The sequence below is a fragment of the Streptomyces sp. ME02-8801-2C genome (assembly GCF_033793965.1).
GTDB lineage: Bacteria > Actinomycetota > Actinomycetes > Streptomycetales > Streptomycetaceae > Streptomyces.
On record NZ_JARAXP010000001.1, the window covers coordinates 838,636 to 856,275 of the forward strand.

Annotated in this window: 12 protein-coding genes; 9 read left to right on the top strand and 3 right to left on the bottom strand. The window is 70.1% G+C overall.

All coding sequences use genetic code 11. The features are described 5' to 3' along the window. The 3 genes from PV396_RS03570 to PV396_RS03580 form a co-directional block, all read right to left on the bottom strand. The gene (locus tag PV396_RS03570; protein WP_053746758.1) at positions 1 to 426 is read right to left on the bottom strand and encodes a roadblock/LC7 domain-containing protein; all 426 of its coding nucleotides are present in this window, start codon (positions 424 to 426) and stop codon (positions 1 to 3) included. A 14-nt stretch (positions 427 to 440) separates the two neighbouring features. Continuing rightward, on the bottom strand, positions 441 to 2,879 hold the full coding sequence (locus PV396_RS03575; RefSeq protein ID WP_319200128.1) for a nitrate- and nitrite sensing domain-containing protein: 2,439 nt from the start codon (positions 2,877 to 2,879) through the stop codon (positions 441 to 443). A 271-nt stretch (positions 2,880 to 3,150) separates the two neighbouring features. Further along, complete coding sequence (locus PV396_RS03580) at positions 3,151 to 4,170, bottom strand: substrate-binding domain-containing protein (RefSeq protein WP_319200130.1); 1,020 nt, start codon at positions 4,168 to 4,170, stop codon at positions 3,151 to 3,153. A 401-nt stretch (positions 4,171 to 4,571) separates the two neighbouring features. On the opposite strand from PV396_RS03580, the gene PV396_RS03585 reads away from it, so the two are divergent. The 9 genes from PV396_RS03585 (at position 4,572) to PV396_RS03625 (ending at position 17,639) form a co-directional block, all read left to right on the top strand. Further along, complete coding sequence (locus PV396_RS03585; protein WP_319200132.1) at positions 4,572 to 5,660, top strand: MoxR family ATPase; 1,089 nt, start codon at positions 4,572 to 4,574, stop codon at positions 5,658 to 5,660. Between the two features lie 62 nt (positions 5,661 to 5,722). After that, a complete protein-coding gene (locus tag PV396_RS03590) occupies positions 5,723 to 8,983 on the top strand; it encodes an SAV_2336 N-terminal domain-related protein (RefSeq protein WP_319200133.1) in 3,261 nt (1,086 codons plus the stop codon). A gap of 108 nt (positions 8,984 to 9,091) precedes the next feature. Then, positions 9,092 to 9,277, top strand: coding sequence for a hypothetical protein (locus PV396_RS03595; protein ID WP_319200135.1), 186 nt, complete (start codon positions 9,092 to 9,094; stop codon positions 9,275 to 9,277). Positions 9,278 to 9,396: 119 nt separating this feature from the next. Beyond that, entirely contained in the window at positions 9,397 to 10,710 is a 1,314-nt protein-coding gene (locus tag PV396_RS03600) for an FxsB family cyclophane-forming radical SAM/SPASM peptide maturase (protein ID WP_319200137.1), read from the top strand. A 76-nt stretch (positions 10,711 to 10,786) separates the two neighbouring features. Then, entirely contained in the window at positions 10,787 to 13,753 is a 2,967-nt protein-coding gene (gene fxsT / locus PV396_RS03605) for an FxSxx-COOH system tetratricopeptide repeat protein (RefSeq protein WP_319200139.1), read from the top strand. A gap of 173 nt (positions 13,754 to 13,926) precedes the next feature. Beyond that, positions 13,927 to 14,073, top strand: a complete 147-nt coding sequence (locus PV396_RS03610; RefSeq protein ID WP_319200141.1) for a hypothetical protein — start codon at positions 13,927 to 13,929, stop codon at positions 14,071 to 14,073. Beyond that, entirely contained in the window at positions 14,070 to 15,281 is a 1,212-nt protein-coding gene (locus PV396_RS03615; protein ID WP_319200143.1) for an FxsB family cyclophane-forming radical SAM/SPASM peptide maturase, read from the top strand. Before PV396_RS03610 ends, PV396_RS03615 begins: the two co-directional genes overlap by 4 nt. A 55-nt stretch (positions 15,282 to 15,336) precedes the next feature. After that, a complete protein-coding gene (locus PV396_RS03620; RefSeq protein WP_319200145.1) occupies positions 15,337 to 16,644 on the top strand; it encodes a toll/interleukin-1 receptor domain-containing protein in 1,308 nt (435 codons plus the stop codon). Positions 16,645 to 16,649: 5 nt separating this feature from the next. After that, a complete protein-coding gene (locus PV396_RS03625) occupies positions 16,650 to 17,639 on the top strand; it encodes a MoxR family ATPase (protein WP_319200147.1) in 990 nt (329 codons plus the stop codon). The last annotated feature ends 1 nt before the right edge of the window (position 17,640 follow it).

A 17,640-nucleotide genomic window follows, 5' to 3' on the forward strand; every position in this document is an offset into this window, starting at 1 on the left:
TCACTCGCCGGCCGCGCCGGCGACCCCGGCACGCGGCGCCGCGCTGAGGTGCTCACCGATCTTCTTCACCAGCATGTTCATCTGGTACGCCACGACGCCGACGTCCGCGCCCTGGCTGGTCAGGACCGCGAGATGGGCGCCCGGTCCTGCCGCCGTGAGGATCAGGTAGCCGTTGCGCATCTCGATCAGCGCCTGGCGCACCGGGCCGCCCCGGAAGTCCATGCTGACGCCCTTGCTGAGGCTCATCAGCCCGGACGCGGTCGCCGCGAGCCGCTCGGCGTCGTCGCGCAGGAACGCCGTGGACCTGCTGACGACCAGTCCGTCCTCGGAAAGCACTACGGCGTGGTTGACCTCGGCTACCCGGTCCACGAGTCCGGTGAGCAACTGGTCGAGCTCGGTGTGCGTGGCGGGGGTGGGGCGTGTCATTTCTCTGTCCTTCATCAGCGGTCTGCGGGCGGAGTCGAGGTGACCGGAGTGCCAGCGGCGGGGAGTGGTGCGTCGGGTTCCTCAGGCGCGTTGTCCTCCCCATGGTCGTACTGCTCTTCTGCGTCGTCGTCACGGGCCTGCAGGGTTCCGCGCTGGAACCCGGAGAGCGAGGAGGCCGCGCGTTCCGCCGAGAACTCGTCGAGCGCGTCGTCGGACGTGTCGTCGGGTCCGGCCTCCTCCAGCAGTTCGGCGGCCAGGCTGGTCTGCGGCACACGGCGCGGCAGCGGGCTGAGCCCGCCCTTGCGTGCGTCGCCGCCCTGCTCGGCCTTCTCCGCACCGCTCCGGCCCGCCCCGACGAGGGCGGCCGGCCGGGGCGCGGCAGCGGCGTCGGCGGTCCGGACACGGGCCGCGGCGGGCGGCGTCTCCCGGGTGCGCTCGTGCGCCGGACGCTCCGCGGCGACGGTTCCCGCCGCCTGCGCGGACGTTTCCTCCGGGACGGTGGAGTCGGTGTCGGGCGCGGTGAGTTCCCGTACGACCACCTCGTGCGGGATCAGCACGATCGCCGTCGTACCGCCGTACGGCGAGGAGCGCAGGGTGACCTGGATGCCGTGGCGGACGGCGAGGCGCGCGATCACGAACATGCCCAGGCGCAGGTCGTCGGCGAGCGCCACCACGTCGAACTGCGGCGCCTTGGAGAGGTTTTCGTTGAAGGACGCGTAGTCCTCCTCGGACATGCCGAGACCGCGGTCCTCGATCTCGATGGCCAGCCCCTTGGCGACCAGCGCGGTCCGTACGCCCACCGGACTGGGCGCGGGCGAGTAGGCCGTCGCGTTGTCGATCAGCTCGGCCAGCAGATGGATGACGTCGGCCACCGCGGGCGGCGCGAGGTACACGTCCTCCTCGGTCTGCACGTCGACCCGCTGGTACTCGGCGACCTCGCCGACCGCGCTGCGCAGGATGTCGAGGAGCGCGACCGGCTCGGTCCAGCTGCGGCCGGGCCGTTCACCGCTGATGATGACGAGGTTTTCCTCGTAGCGGCGCAACTGGCTGGCCGTGGAGTCGAGTTCGTACAGCCCCTTGAGGATCTCCGGGTCCTGGTGGGCGCGTTCCAGCGCGTCCAGCTTGGTGAGCTGGAGGTTGACCAGGTTCTGGCTCTGCCGGGCGATGCCGAGGATGATCTTCTGGAAGCCCCGCCGGGTGTCGGCGAGTTCGACGGCGGTGTGTACGGCGGTGCGCTGCGCGGCGTTGAACGCCTGGGCCACCTGGCCGAGTTCGTCGTGGCCGTAGTCCAGTGGCGGGGTGGCCGACTCGACGTCGATCTTCTCGCCCCGGTTGAGTCGTGCCACCACGTCCGGCAGCCGGTCCTCGGCCAGGCTCAGGGTGGCCATGCGCAGGCCGCGCAGCCGGCGGGACAGGGACCGGGTGATGCGCCAGGACAGGACGATGCACAGCAGCAGCCCGGCGAATCCGCCGGCGCTCAGCGAGGCGGCCTTGATCAGGAGCGACCGCGCTTCGTCGGCGCTGCGGTTGAGCAGCCCCCTGGTCTCGTCGTGGATGAGGGAGCCGTACTGGAGGCTCAGTTCGTCCATCGCCGCGTTCCACTGCTTCTGCCGGTTGGGCAGGGTGATCTTCCGGTCGCTGCCGCCGCCGGGCGTACCCGACGCGAGTACCTGGTCCTCGATGGAGGTCAGGGTCTTCCAGGCGGTCCCCTGCAGGATCGTCTCGGTGCGGGTCTTCGCCGAGCCGGTCAACGACTGGACCAGCTGGTCCTCGACGACCCAGCGCCGGGCGCTGACCAGCCGGACGTACGCCTCCCACTCCTGCTGGTCGAAACGGCCCGAGGGCCAGGCCAGGGTGAGCTGCGAGTCCTCCTGGGCGACCAGTTCGGCCGCGTTCTCCAGCGCGACGAGCGGGCCGGCCTGGGAGGTGAGGTCGCCGTCGTCGACCTGGGAGAGCTCCTGGAAGGCGTGGATCTGGTTGCCGATGATCGACGAGTACTGGTCCAGCGCCTGCTGGGGGGAGATGTCGGTGAGCCGGTCGACCTGACCCCGGTAGTACTCCAGGCTGGCCGTCGCCGCGATGACCGAGTACATCCGTTCCCCGATACGGGCGGGGGCCTCCTGGATCGCCCTGGTCTGGCCGACCAGTTTCGCGACGGCCGCGTCCGTCACCTTGCGCTGCGCGTCGAGGGCGGAGCGGTCGCCCTTGGGCGAGGCCAGCCACGCGGCCGACAGGGTGCGTTCCTTCTGCAACGCGAGCGTGGCGTCGGTCCCCATGGCACCGGTCGCCCTGCTGAGCCCCGTCTGGTCCCGCAGCCGCAGGCCCTCCGAGAACATCTGAATCGTCGTCACACCCCACATCGCGGCGAGGGTGACGGTGGGAACCAACGCGAGCAGGATCAGCGAGAGACGTATGGAGCCGAGACGGCGCCGGGCACCTTTGCGTGGAGGCATCGTCGTCCTAGGGCGATCAGCGGTGGGTGGGAGTGACAAATGGCAGGTGGCGGATGGTGGGTGACAGCGGAAGCGGAACTGATGGCGGAACACGTCAGGGTCCGCAGGATGCTATCCGTACCAGTGAACGTACGCACCGTGAGCCCCCAAAGCTTGGTGCAGCCGTTGTACGACGGTTGCCGCGCAAGGGGATTCGGGGGCGGGGCGGAAGGGAATGCGGAACGGTTGCGGAAGGGGGCCGGCGGGGTCGGAAGCGGCGGACCTGATGGGCTCAGCGGGTGCCGGCGGCCGCGAAGGCGGCGACATCGGCGATGTTCTGCTTGGTGACGAAGGCGGGCCCGGTGAGCACGGGGGCCGCGCCGCCGCCGCTGACGTTGCCGTTGGTCTTGTACAGCCAGAGCGAGTCGACGGCGAGATAGCCCTGGAGATACGGCTGCTGGTCGACGGCGAACTGCACGTCACCCTTCTTGATGGCGCCCACGATGTCGTTGTTGAGGTCGAAGGTGGCGATCTTCGCCTTGCTGCCCGACTGGTCCACCGCCTTCACCGCTGAGAGCGCGAACTGCGCTCCCAGGGTGACGACTTCGTCGATGCTCGAGTCCTGGCTCAGCCGGGCCGCGACGACCGCCGTCACGGTGTCCAGGTCGGTGCCGTTCACGTACAGGTTCTCGGTCTCGCCGGCGAACGTCTTCTTCACCCCGGCGCAGCGTGCCTCCAGGGCGACGTTGCCCTGCTCGTGGATGACGCAGAGGGTGTGCTTGACCTTGAGCGCGTCCAGCTTGTCGCCGAGCGCCCGGCCGGCGGTGCTCTCGTCCTGGCCGAAGAACTCCAGCAGGCCCGCGGAACGCCAGGCGTCGATACCCGAGTTGAGACCGACCACGGGTATCCCGGCCTTCGTCGCCTGCGAGACCGCGCTCTTCATCGCGTCCGGCTTGGCGAGGGTCACGGCGATTCCGTCGACCTTGTCCTTGACCGCGTCAAGCACCAGGCCGGCCTGGGAGGCGGCATCGGGGTCGCTCGCGTACGTCAGTTCGACGTTGTCCTTGGCCGCGGCGGCCTGCGCGCCCTTCTGCACGCGCTCCCAGAAGGCGTCGCCCTTGGCTCCGTGGGTGATCAGGGCGACCTTGAGCCGGGCGGTGCCGACAGCGGCGGAGCCCTTGCCGGAGTCCGCTGCGTCGGAGCCCGAGCCCGAACAGCCGGCCGCGAGAAGGCAGACGGCGGCCACGCCGGCGGCAACGGCCGTGGCACGGGCGGATCGTGCGGAACCGGAAGAGGCGGGGGGTGTGTTCATGGGAGTGCGGCACCTCGCTGCGCGGCCGAGGAGGAGAAGGGAGGGGGACGAGTGAGGGTGTGGGTACGCCGAAAACTGCGCGATCGTCGGGCGACGTGCACCTACTGTCCGACTTTCGCTGGGGCGGAGCCAATCGGATGTGACGCCTGGTAGTCAAGTGAGCAACCAGGTGGAACCGTGGTTCACGTGCCGGTTCGGGGTGTGCCCGGCGCGGGTGATCCTCCTCGGTCGGAGCTGGGTAGTGTCAGAAGGATTGCCTGTGCGGAGGGGGAACGGAAGGGGAAATGGGACCTCCGGTTCCCTTTCGTGCCCCGATGTTTGCCAACCTCGTACGCGACCCGCCCGGCCCCCTCCCTCCGGCGATCAGGCAGCCCCGCCCGTCCTGCACCGAGGAGCGTGACGTGAACGAGTGGCTGATCTACCGAGGCACCGGACAACCGCACGACGGAGTCGACCGGCTCCCGGAGCCGCCTGCCTGGCGCCGCTTCGACGGTGGCCCGTTGATCCGGCCGCCGGCTCCCGTGGACGCCGTCTCCACCCGAAGGCTCGGCCGAAGCCGCGCCTTCGCCGAGCACTACCGGCCCACCCCGGCCGAACTGGAACTGGTCAACGCGGCGCTGTACCTGCGCCGCCCGCTCCTGGTCACCGGCGAACCGGGCAGCGGCAAGAGCACACTCGCGCACGCCGTGGCGCATGAACTGGGCCTGGGCCGCGTACTGCGCTGGCCGATCGTCAGCCGTACCCAACTGACCGACGGGCTCTACACATACGACGCGCTGGGCCGGCTCCAGGACCTCCAGATCACCCGCCCGGAAAACCGTCCCCAGGACGACAGCAGTCAGGCCGGACCGAACCCGGCCGCACCGCACTCCTCCGGCCAACACCCGCCGGAAGACACCGACTTGCTGGCTCAGGGCATCGGCCGCTATCTCCAACTGGGCCCGCTCGGAACGGCGTTGCTCCCTACTGCACGCCCCCGGGTACTGCTCGTGGACGAGCTCGACAAGAGCGACATCGACCTGCCCAACGACCTCCTCGGAGTCCTGGAGGAGGGCGAGTTCGGCATCCCCGAACTGGAACGGATCGCCGAACACCGCCCGGCCGTACGGGTCCGTGACCACGACGGGCGATCCGTGGAGGTCCACGAAGGACGCGTCCGCTGCCGCGCCTTCCCCTTCATCGTCCTCACCAGCAACGGTGAACGCGACTTCCCGGTGCCGCTGCTCCGGCGCTGCGTCCACCTCCACCTGGAACCCCCGGACGAGGAGCGGCTCGCCGCCATGGTCCGCGCCCACTTCGGCGAGGACGCGGCCGAGCAACACGCGGACGTCATCGCCCGGTTCCTGGAACGCAGGCCCGGCGAACAGCGGGCGGCCGACCAACTCCTCAACGCCGTCTACCTCACCCGCCACGCCCAGGACGAGGAACCCGGCACCCGCGCCCACCTCGCCGAACAGCTCATGCGCCCACTGAACCGGCCGACGAGGTGAGCGGGGAGGCGGGGCCGTCGGACCCGCTGGGCGCGCTGATCCGACGCCTGGGGGAGGCCGGGGTGAGGCCGAACGCCACCGAACTCGCCGACGCGCTCTGGCTGGCGGGGCGGATGGCCGACGCGGACACCGGCGCCGGAAACGGCCCGGGTGTGGGGGCCCCGGACGGCACACAGGCCGGGCGAGAGGGCGTCTCCGCAGATCCGGCGGACCACCCGGCGCCCCCGCAACTCCTCGCGGTGGTCAGGGCACGCGGAGGACCACGCCAACCGGGAGACCGGCGGGAGCAGGGCCTCGAGCAGGCAGGAAAGCCGGAGCGGACAGGACGGCCGGAGAGCCAGGAAGGGACGGATGGGCAGGAAGGACCGGACGACCCCGAGGAGCCTGCGGGAGCGGCGGAGACCTACGACGCACCGGGCGCCGAGATCCTCGTACCGACGGCGTCCGCCTTCCCGGACCTGCTGTCCCTGGCGCGCGCACTGCGCCCCCTCCGGGACTGGCAGCGGCTGACGGGAGCACCGCGACCCCGGAGCGACGACCTGCTGGACGAGTCCCTCACCGCGCAGGCGAGCGCCGCCGGGAACTGTGCCCTGCCGGTCTTCCGGGCCGACCGGCGCCGGCGGGCCCGGATGCAGCTGCTCGTCGACGACTCGCCGTCGATGGGCGCCTGGGACCGCACCCTGGAGGAACTGCGCCTGGCCTGCGAACAGTCCGGTGCCTTCCGCTCGGTGACCGTCCATCGGCTGCGGCCACATCCCGACGGCGGGGTCGGTGTGCTGTGCCGGGCCGGCGGGAGCCAGTGGCTCGCCCCGGCGGAAGGGCTGCGCGACCCGAGCGGCCGGACGCTCACCCTGCTGCTCAGCGACTGCTCGGGCCCGCTGTGGCGACACGGCGCCGGCCAGCGGTTCCTCCACCGGCGACTGCGCGCGGGCCCGCTGGCCGTAGTACAGCCGCTGCCCGCGCGGCTGTGGCCGCAGACCCTGCTGGCCACCGAACCCGGCACCCTGCGGTGCACGACGGACCCCGGTGGAACGCTCGGCTTCGAGCCGTTCCGCGCCCCGCGTCCACGCCACGACGAGGCCCTGCCGGTCCCCGTCCTGCCGCCGACGCCCGCCGCGCTCGGCGACTGGGCACGTTTGCTGTCGGAACGGTCGGCGGGCACGCCGGTGGCCTCGGTGGCCATGGTCGGGCCCGCGGACGAGGGCACACCACCTGGCCCACGCCCCGACCGCTCCCCGGCCCAGCTGGTCGAGGACTTCCGCACCGTCGCCTCTCCCGCCGCCCGCCGCCTCGCGGTCTGCTTCTCGGCGGCACCGCTGGCGTACCCCGTGATGCAGCTCGTCCAGCGTGCCCTGCTCCCCGCGACCGGCCCGGTCGAACTGGCCGAGGTGCTGTTCAGCGACCTGCTGGTGGAGGTGGCGGAGGAACGCGACGGTCCTGGACCCTGGTACGAATTCGCCCCGGGCGTAAGGGATTTGCTGCTGCGGCGACTGGAACTGGACGAGGCCCGCGCGGTGCTGCAACAGTGCTCGCGCTACCTGGGAAGGGTATGGGGAGAAAAGGCCCAGAACTTCCCCGCGACGGTGGTCGCCCACCTCTCGGGTGCGGCGGTCCATGCCGTGGTGGCAACGGACGGGTCCGAGGAGACGGCCGGGCGCCCGGTCCCGCAGCCCTTCGCCGACGTACCCCGCAGGGTGCTGCGCAGATTCCAGCCGAGGGAGGTCGAAGGCGCCGCGAACCTCGTCATCAACCGGTCGCATTCGCAATCCCTGGCCCTCTGGCTGGCCCGCAGCCGCCTCGCCCGCTACGAACGCCAGGGCGGCATCCGCGACCTCTGGGACGCCGTACGCCTGCTGCGGGCGACCACACCCACCCCGGCCACGAGGGCGCTGCTCGCCGAGTGCCTGCTCGGCCTCTGGGACATCCACCGGGACCGCGCGGTGCTGCGGGAGGCGGAGGACACCGTCCGCGCGGCGGCGGACCCCGCCGGTGCGCCGCCGGCCCACGCGCACCTCGTCCTCGGCAAGGTGCTCCGGGCCCGGGCCGCGACCGAGCCCGACGACGGGACGAGGGCCCGGGCCCTGGCCGAGGCCGCCGAGAGCCTGGAGCGCGCGTACGCCCTGGTGCGCTCCGAGCCGCGCCCCCTGCTCGACGTGCTCCTCTGCGTCGTCGACGTGGTCCGCGCCCGCTACCGGCTCCTGGGCGATCGACGCCTCCTGTACGGGGCTCAGGTGCGGCTCGACGCCCTCCTGGAGGGCTGGCCGGGCGAACACCCCCTGCCCGGCTCGGCGTTGCTGGCCCGCGGCGCGCTGCTGATGGAGCTGTGCGCCAACGCGCGTGAGCGCGACTCGGCCGATGAGGCCCGCGCACTCGCCGTACAGGCATCGGCGGACTTCGAGTCGGCGGCAGGCCTGGCGGAACGGGCGGGCGAAGCCCGGGGGGTCGTCTGCCGGGCCTGGCTGGAACTGGCGGCGGCACGGGCGGTGGTGGTGGGGGACGAGGGGGCGCGGGAGGTTCTGGGGGCGTTGGGGGAGGCGCTGCGGGTGGCGGGGGACACGGGCGAGCTGCGCTTGCGAGCCCTGTGGCGGCTGGCCGTGGCGCACACCGCCCGCTGGACCCGCACCGCCGAAGCGGCCGAACTGGAGACCGCCGACGGCTATTTCGCCTCCGCGCAGGCGCAGTTGAGCACCGACGACCCACGCCGCCCGGAACTTCTCACGGCGCGTGGAGGCGCGTTGCTGGACCGGGCGGGCCACGGCGGTGACGTGGACGTCGCCACGGACGCCGTACGGGTCCTGCGTGCCGCACTCGCCCAGACGTCGGAGAGCGCCCCGGCACTGCCCGCCCGCAGGCTCCTCTTCGCCCGCGCCCTGCACCGCCACCACGAACTCGGCGGCTCGCTCACCGATCTCCACGAGGCCGAGTGGATCCTGGCCCGCGCGGCTCGTGGCGCCCGTTCCGGCGGTGACAGCCGTACGGAGGCGCTGGCCTGGCTGGAGCGCGGCGACGTACTGCGCTCCCTCGCCGACCCGCAGCACGCCACCACGCAGTACGAGGACCGGGCCGCCGAGTCCTACGGCCGAGCCGCTGCCGCGGCCGCGGACGAGACGTCCGTCGACCTCCTCGTCATGGCCCGTGCCCTGCACCGACGCGCCATGGTCCTGGAACGCACGGCGGGCCCGGCCCGCGCTCTCGACGCGTATCGGGCCGCCTGGGCCACCTGGCAGCGGGCGGGTGGCGACGCACGGCATCCGGAGGCCCGTACGACCCTGGAGCGGATGCGTGCGCTGTCGGTGCGGGCGATGGGCACTGCTTCGGCCTAATTCGATCGTTCTTTCGGTCATGTCCCGCAGGTGAGGCCCGAGAAAGGTTTCCGTGTGTTCCCCGCACGGGTAATTGCCGATGGTCGACGTGGCTGGGAGGAGCACGGCGTGTCGAATCCTGCGGCTGATGAGCCGATCGCGTGGGACGAACCTCTCCCGGATCTCACGGGGGTCGAGTGGGGTGAACTGCCGAGGACCGGCAGCAACCTCGTGCTGAACGACGTCCTCGCGCAACTGGTGCTGAGGTCCGGCGCGCTCGCGCGGCCCGTGGCCTACTACGAGGACTCGCCCTGATGACGTAGGGCGGTTTCGCTCGAGCGGTGAACCGGACCGGTACGGCCGGCTCTGTCCACCGCTCGGCGCGGAGTGCCGCATTGGACGTACGGGCGATGCCTCGGGGAGGTGGCGGCGCGATGTTCCCTGTGTCGTGCGAGCAGAGCGGTTCCACGGCGGGTCAGTTCCTCGCTCCCTGGCCGCTGTCGGTACTCGACGTCCGTGCCCTGCGTCGCAACGGTCTGCGTCCCGTGCCGGTACATCAGTTCACGCTCAAGGTCCACAGCAGATGCAACCTGACCTGCACTTATTGCTACATCTACCACGGCAGGGACGAATCCTGGCGGGGCCATCCGCCCCAGGTGTCGACCTCCGTCATGCGGCAGACGGCCCACCGCATCGCCGAACACGCGCGCGCCCACGAGCTGAGCGAGGTCCGTATCGCCCTGCACGGGGGTGAGCCGCTGTTGTCGGGGCCGGGTGTCCTGGTGGACTACGTCCGGACGATCCGAACCGCCCTTCCGGCCGACTGCGTCCTGCGTGCGACCGTGCAGTCCAACGGCACCCTGCTCACCGAACAGGCCCTGACCCGGTTGGCCCAGGAGGGCATCAGGGTCGGCCTGAGCCTCGACGGAGGCACGCCCGCGTTCAACAGACGCCGGGTGGACCACGCGGGGCGTCCTTCCTGGCGGCGGGCCGTACGTGCCGCGCGGCTGCTCGCGCGCAACCCGCAGTCGTATGCCGGGATCCTGTGCACGGTCGACGTCACGGCCGACCCCGGCGAGGTCTACCGGTCCCTCGCCGCACTGCGGCCCCCCATGCTCGACCTGCTGCTTCCGCACGGAAACTGGTCGAATCCACCGCCGGGACTGCCGGTGCGCGCGCCCGAGGCGGCCCGGACCGGCGACCGGGGCGCAACCCCCTACGGTGACTGGCTGGCCGCGGTCTTCGACCTGTGGTGGAACAGCCGTTCGGGGGAGGGGCCACCGCCGCGGATCCGGATCTTCTCCGAGATCATCGCGCTGCTCCTGGGCCTGCCCAGCACGCTCGAGGCCGTCGGTCTGTCACCGACGGCGGCGATCGTCGTGGAGACGGATGGGGAAATCGAGCAACTGGATTCCCTCAAGCAAACCTACGAAGGCGCGGTGGTCACTGGACTGGACGTCTTCCGCAACACCTTCGACGAGTCGCTCGACCATCCGGGTGTGTCGGCGCGTCAGATAGGGGTGGCGGCCCTGGGCGCCGTCTGCCGGACATGCCCTGTCATGGCTGTGTGCGGTGGCGGGAACTATGCCCATCGCTATCGTGAAGGAAGTGGTTTCAGGCACCCCTCGGTGTACTGCCACGATCTGGAACGACTGATCCGGCACGTGGCTGCGGCGCTGGTTCTGGCGACCGGAGGCGAACGTCCTGTTCCAGCCGTTTCGGCGTGGTCTCCCACGGCAATGCCTTAGGGGCTATGAGCTGACCAGATGACTGTGTCCGACTTCCGGGGCGCGACCGGACGGCACGGAGTAGGGAGAGAACCTCATGGCGGACCGGGCCGGGGGAGCCAGGTCCCATGGCCACACCGTCATCAGCTACGCGGGATTCAACCGGCCCTGGGCCACCTGGATCGCCTACCAGCTGGAGCAGTTGGGCCATCGGACGACACTGTTGCGCTGGGACCCGCCCGTCAGCATGTCGCTGGCCGAGGCGCTGCGCAGTCTGCTGGAGGCGCCCGGACGGATTCTGCTCGTCCTGGACGACTGGTACTTCAATCTGGGGCCGCGCAGCGACGAGGAGTGGATCGCCGCTCTCCGGGAGGTCGTACCGGAACACGAGGACCGGTTCGCCGCGGTCAGTGTGGCCACGCGTGCCATCCCGCCCGGCGGTGAGCGGCTGCTCCCGGTCGACCTGCGGGATCTGGACGCCGGTGAGGCCAGACGGCGGATTCTGGTCCGGCTCGGGCTGCCGGCCGGCGAGCTGTCGCAGAGCGGCGACTTCGCTCCGCGCTTTCCCAACGATCCGCCGGCCGTGCTCAACATTCCCCGGCGGAACCTTCGTTTCACCGGTCGTGACGGCGCCCTCGAGGAACTGCACTCCCAGCTGAACCAGGGCGAGGACGGCGTTTCGCGAGTCGCGCTGCGTGGCATCTCGGGCGTCGGCAAGAGCCAGATCGCGATCGAATACGCACACAGGTTCGGAAACGACTATGACGTGGTGTGGTGGGTCAACGCCGGATTCAGGGCCACCGCCCGCGAACAGTTCGCCGATCTCGCGCCCCGGCTGCAGCTGTGGGTGGGCTCGGAACTGGGCGAGCGGATCCGGGCCGTCCACGAGGCGCTGCGCACCGGGAAGCCGCTCGGACGGTGGCTGGTGATCTTCGACAGCGCCGACGACATGGCGCAGGTCGAGGATCTGCTTCCCGAGGGCAACGGCCATGTGCTGGTGACGACACTGACCCAGGACTGGGCCACGTCGGGCCGCCTCTCGGAGATCAAGATCCTGCCGTTCATCCGTGAGGAGTCGGTTGCCTATGTGCGCCGTCGCGCCCCTCGCCTGACCGAGCAGGAGGCCGACAGGCTCGCGGACGCCGTGCAGGACCTCCCGTTGCTGCTGGCGCAGACGGCGGCCTGGCTGGACGCGAACAGGATGCCCGCCAAGGACTACATCGAACTGATCAGCAAGGGCGGGGCCAACCAGATCGGCATCCGTATCTCCGACGACTATCCCATGGGCTTCCAGACGAGCTGGTCGATCACGCTCAACACCCTGGAGGCGAACCATCCGGAGGCCTCCGAACTGCTTCGCCTGTTCGCGCTGTTCTCGCCGGACGCCATTCCCGTGCGTCTCATACAGAAGGCCCACCCGTCCGACCTGCCCGACCATCTCGCCTCGCTCGCGGCCGACCCCTTCCGCTGGTACGCCGCATTGCAGCGATTGTCCGAGTCCACTGCTGTACAACTCGTCCACGAGAGTTCGTCGGAGGACGAACCCCTAGTGGGAGGCGCGACCATGCACCGGCTGTACCACAGTTTCCTGACCAGTGCCCTGCCGGAGGAGCGGCGGGAAGCGATGTCGTCCGTCGCCTGCGAAGTGCTGGCCGGTGCCGATCCCCGCGACCCCGGAAACGTCCAGGAATGGCCCAAATACGCCGAACTGCTCGCGCAGTTGGAGAGCTCCGGGGCACTCGACAGCATCAAGCCGGCCGTGCGCAGGCTGGTCCTGAACTGCGTCGAGTACCTCAGGGCACGCGGGGAGGGGCAGGACGGACTCGCGCTGTGCACACAGACCCTGGCCCGCTGGCGCAGCCGCCTGGAACCGGACGACCCCGACATGCTGGTGTTGACCCACCAGCACGCCAACATGCTGCGCCGCGTCGGACGGTTCCGGGAGGCCGAGGCCGTCGCCCGGGCGACGGTGGACCGACTGGCCGAGGTCAGGGAGGCTGACGATCCGGAACTGCTGAGGGCGAAGAACGGCCTGGGCGGGACGTTGCTGGCCCTGGGCGCCTACGTAGACGCCTACCAGCTCTGGCGCGACGAGCGGGATCGCGGCACGAAATCCTCGGCGGTGTCACAGGGGCGGTCCAACCTCGCCCTGACGCTGCTCCTGCTGGGCAATTACCAGGAGGCGGCCGAACTGCACCGCCACATCCTCAAAATGAGGCAGGCGAGTCTGGAGGAGAACCACCCGCAGATCCTGATCTCCGCGCTGTACTACGCCTGGACGCTCCGTCTCCTGGGCAGCTACGACGAGGCGAAATCCCGGCAGGAACGCAATTGCGAACTCCTGATGCGGGACGCGGGCGAATGGCACCCGAACACCCTGCTCGCACAGCACAATCTCGCCCTGTGTCTGCGCCGTACGGGAGAGCTGGCACAGGCTGAACACCACATGCGCCACGTCGTGGAATACGGCCTGCGCAAGCGGGGACCGAGCCACCCCGACACGCTCCACACCCAGGCGGACTACGCCACCTTCCTGCGCGAGCACGGCGATCTGGGCGAGGCCCGCAAACTGGCCGACGAGGTGACCAACGGCTATCACGACCTGGTCGGGCCCACGCACCCCTTCACCATCGGCACCACGGGCAACGTCGGCCTGGTGCTGTGGAAGTACGGAGAGCGCGAGGAAGCGCTGAGGATCGCCGAGACCACCTGGAGCGGGATGGCCGGGGCGGTCGGCGCGGACCACCCCTGGACCCTCGGCTGTGCCCTCAACCTGTCCGGCGCCCGCAGCTACGCGGGAGACGAGGAACGCGCCGCGCAGCTCAGCAGGGACACCCTTCGACGAGCCACCGCGGTACTGGGCGAGAACCATCCCATGGCCCTGTCCTGCAAGGCGGCCCTCGCCGCCGACCTGAGGTCACTGCGCCGGGGTGACGAGGCTGCCGGGCTGGAGCAGGAGGCGCTGCGCGCACTCACGGGGAAGTACGGTTCCAGCCATCCCCACACCACAGCGGTGGGCCGCCGGGACCGCCCGTACTGGGACTTCGAACCGCAACCCACCTGACCAATTTCCGTACTTGCGAGTCATGTGACACGCCGTCGCCCGAACTGCTAACGTCGCGCCCGTCACACGCGCGATTTTCCATCTCACCTGGAGAAGGCTTGCCTGTTCCTCAGGGCGTGGCGCCTTCTCTCAGCGCCCAGCCATTGCCGAGCTTTTCCGGCCAGGATGTGGCCATGCTGGCTGCGGATGCGAGACAGCCGGTTCTCGCGGCGGTGGCCGAGATGCTGCTGTGGCGGGTCGGTACTTCTGTCCGGTGCGCGTTCTACGACGACTCGCCCTACGTCCCGCCGGAGCAGCCGTCCCCCCTCGATCATTGGTGACCTCGTACCCGTGGCCTGTCCAGGGTCTCGACGTCAACGCGATCAGGCGTGCCACCGGCGCCCGCCCCACCCCGTTCCAGCAGTTCGTGCTGAAGGTCCACAGTCGCTGCAACCTCGCCTGTACCTACTGTTACGTCTACGAAGGCCCGGACCAGAGTTGGCGTGGGCGCCCTCGGGCAGTGTCGGCAGAGGTCGTGGACGCCGCCGCCGCCCGTATCGCCGAACACGCCGCGGCTCATCAACTGCGCGACGTGCACGTCAATCTGCATGGCGGGGAGCCGTTGCTGTCCGGCCCGGGACCTCTTGTCCGCCATGCCGAAGCGGTGCGGCGGGCAGTGGCCGAACAGGCCGGGACGTCCTGCCGGGTGCACGTCACCACGCAGACGAACGGGACGCTTCTCACCGACGCCGTGGTGGGTGAACTCGCCGACGCCGGAATCAGAATCGGGGTCAGCCTCGACGGCGGGCTCGCCCGGCACAACAGCCGTCGGATCGACAGACGGGGGCGTCCCGCCTGGCCCGCCGCGACCCGGGGGCTCCGGGTTCTGGCGCGGCATCCGGACGCGTACGCCGGAATTCTGTGCACCATCGACCCCGCGATGGATCCCGTCGAGGTGTACGAGTCGCTGCTGGAGTACGCGCCGCCGAGTCTGGATCTGCTGCTGCCGCACGCCAATTGGGCCGCTCCGCCGTCCGGCGCCGAAACCCCCGGAACATACGGCCGATGGCTCGCCGCCGTTTTCGATCACTGGTTTGACGCCGAGCACATGCGGACGACCATTCGGCTGTTCACCGAAATCGTCGGACTGCTCATGGGACTGCCCAGCGGTACTGAGGCAGTGGGTACCTCTCCTGTCGTGGCCGTCGTGATCGACACGGATGGGGCTGTCGAACAGGTCGACTCACTCAAGACCACTTATGCGGGGGCCCCGGTCACCGGGTTCAATGTCTTTCGGCACGCCTTCGACCTTGTGCTAGACCACCCCGGCATCGTGGCCCGCCAGATCGGTCTCGCCGCTCTCTCCTCAACCTGCAGGAGTTGTGCGGTGGTTGAGGTCTGTGGGGGAGGAAACTACGCCCATCGATTCCGGGCCGACTCCGGATTTCTTAATCCGTCCGTCTATTGCCCGGACCTCGCCCATCTGATCAGGCACATCGCCGGGCGGCTCAGCGCAGCCGTCGGTGACGCACGATTGCGGGAGGGCTGAGCCGCAGTCAGAATTCCCCTAGGGGCGGGGGACTGGGGGCGACGGATTGAACAAGGTGTTCATCAGCCACAGCACGCGCGGCGACTCCTACGCGACAGCGGTGCGCTCGCAGGTCGTACACGGGCTGCGAGAGCGCGGATACGACGTACTTGTCGATGCCGACGGGCTGTTGCCGGGGGAGAGATGGCATCCGCGGCTGTACGAATGGCTGTTGGAGTGCCGTGCCGCGGTGGTTCTGGTCAACCGGGCGGCGCTGGCGTCGGGTTGGGTGCATCGGGAGGTCGACATCCTGATGTGGCGGCATCACTTCAACCAGTCGTTCTTCGTCCTCCCCGCACCTGTCGGCGATGTGACCCCCGAGGACATGCAGGCCGCCGGGTTCGAGGACCTGATGTCCCTGCAACTCGTGCAACGAGCGGGAGCGGGCGACACCGGGAGCGAGCCGGAGGACCCCGCCGAGGCCGCGGCGGTCATCGTGCGGGCGTTTCCGCCACTGCCGGCGCTGCCGGACGACGACGATCCCGTACAGCGCTGGGCCGAGGACATCACCGCGCAGCTGAGCCAGGTACGGACGATGAGCCGTCTCGCTCGGATGGGGCGGGCTCTCGGGATGCATGACCGGCACCTGGCCGGGGCTCCGGTCACGGATGTCAGCTGTGGTTTCCTCGCCGCGCAGATGCTGCACACCCATGACGCGGTGGCGCTGCGCAACGCCGTCGGGGAGATCGCCCGGCACATGGACAGCACGGCTCTCGACCAGCTCGTCCATCTGCTGCTGCCGGTCTGGATCGACGCCACGTCCGCCCGGCACGTGCTGCCGGTCGCCGACGGCACCGGGCCTCGCACCGTCGTGCTCAACGTGCGCAACCCGGACACTGGTGAGTACTACCTCGGCCGGGCCTTCTGTATGGACCACAGCCGCTACTGGCCCATCGTCGTGAGCGCGCCGCCGCCGGGCGAAGAGGACCCGGAGGAGGAGCTCCGGTACCGGTGCGAGCGGACCATCAGGGCCCGGTTCGGCATGACCGACCGGGAACCGCTCGCGAGCGCCCCGCAGCTGCCCAACTGCGACACCTACGTCGTGATCTTCGCCGAGCACTGTTCCCTGGACGAGGCGGAGCGGGTGGTCGACTGGCTGCACGGGCACATTCCCTGGCTGCACATTCTTCTCATCCCACGGGACGAGCTGACGGACGACGACCCCAGACCCGGCCGGCTCGCCGGCGCCGCGTTGCTCGTGCCGCCCTTCGGGGCCGACGACGAGCGGATCGCCATCAGGGTCGCCTACGGGATGCTCAACGACTGGGGCCACGGCAGGGGCGGGGACGACGACAGGCCAGGACGGCCGCGGGGAAGGGGATGAGCCCGATGACGGAGCACCTGAGTCCCGAGGAGTGGTTCCGCAGTCCCGATCGCGGGGACGGCGAGATCTATGTGATGTCCCCGCGTATAGAGGAGGCCGTGAAGGTGGCACTCGCCACCGGCCGGCCGTTGCTCCTGAGAGGACGACCGGGCTCCGGCAAGTCGTCCCTCGCGCCCTTCATCGCCCGGCAGCGCGGCTGGCGTTACTACGACCACGTCATCACGTATTCCACCCGTTCGACCGAACTGCTCTGGCGCTACGACAGTGTGCGCAGGCTTGCCGACGCGCAGGCGCACCGGCAGGGGGCCGTCGGCCTCGACGATGCCTCCTACGTCGAACCGGGCGTGCTGTGGTGGGCGTTGGCGCCCCGGTCCGCGCGGCGGCGAGGGCGGACGGCCCAGCAGGAAAGCTCTGGGTCCGAGTGTCTCGAACCCTCCGCCGAAATCAACGCCGGGCGCAGCCCCGACCACGCCGTCGTGCTCATCGACGAGATCGACAAGGCCGATCCCGACGTACCCAACAGCCTTCTGGTGCCGCTGGGTTCGCATCGGTTCACCGTGGTGGAGACCGGGACGGAGGTACGGCTGGAGCAGCCCGTCGGGGAGGTCGACCCGCGGTTCTCGCGGCATCTCGTCGTCATCACGACCAATGACGAGCGTGAGCTCCCCCAGGCGTTTCTGCGGCGGTGCGTCGTGGAGTCGCTGCCCGACCATGATGTGCCGAGCCTGGTCAGGATCGCCGAGGAGCACATGAAGACCTGGCACGGCAGCGTAGGTGACGACGAACTGCGGCTGGCCGAGGCGCTGGCCGTGGAACTGGGAAAGGTACGGGAACAGGCCATGACGATCGGCCTGCGTGAACCCAGTACCGCCGAGTTCCTCGACGCGTTGCGCGCCTGCATCACCCTCGGGATCACCCTCCGCAGCGAACGCTGGGAGTGGCTGAAGAACTGCGTGCTGATCAAGCGCCAGCAGATAGCCGGGGACGGATGGTGAT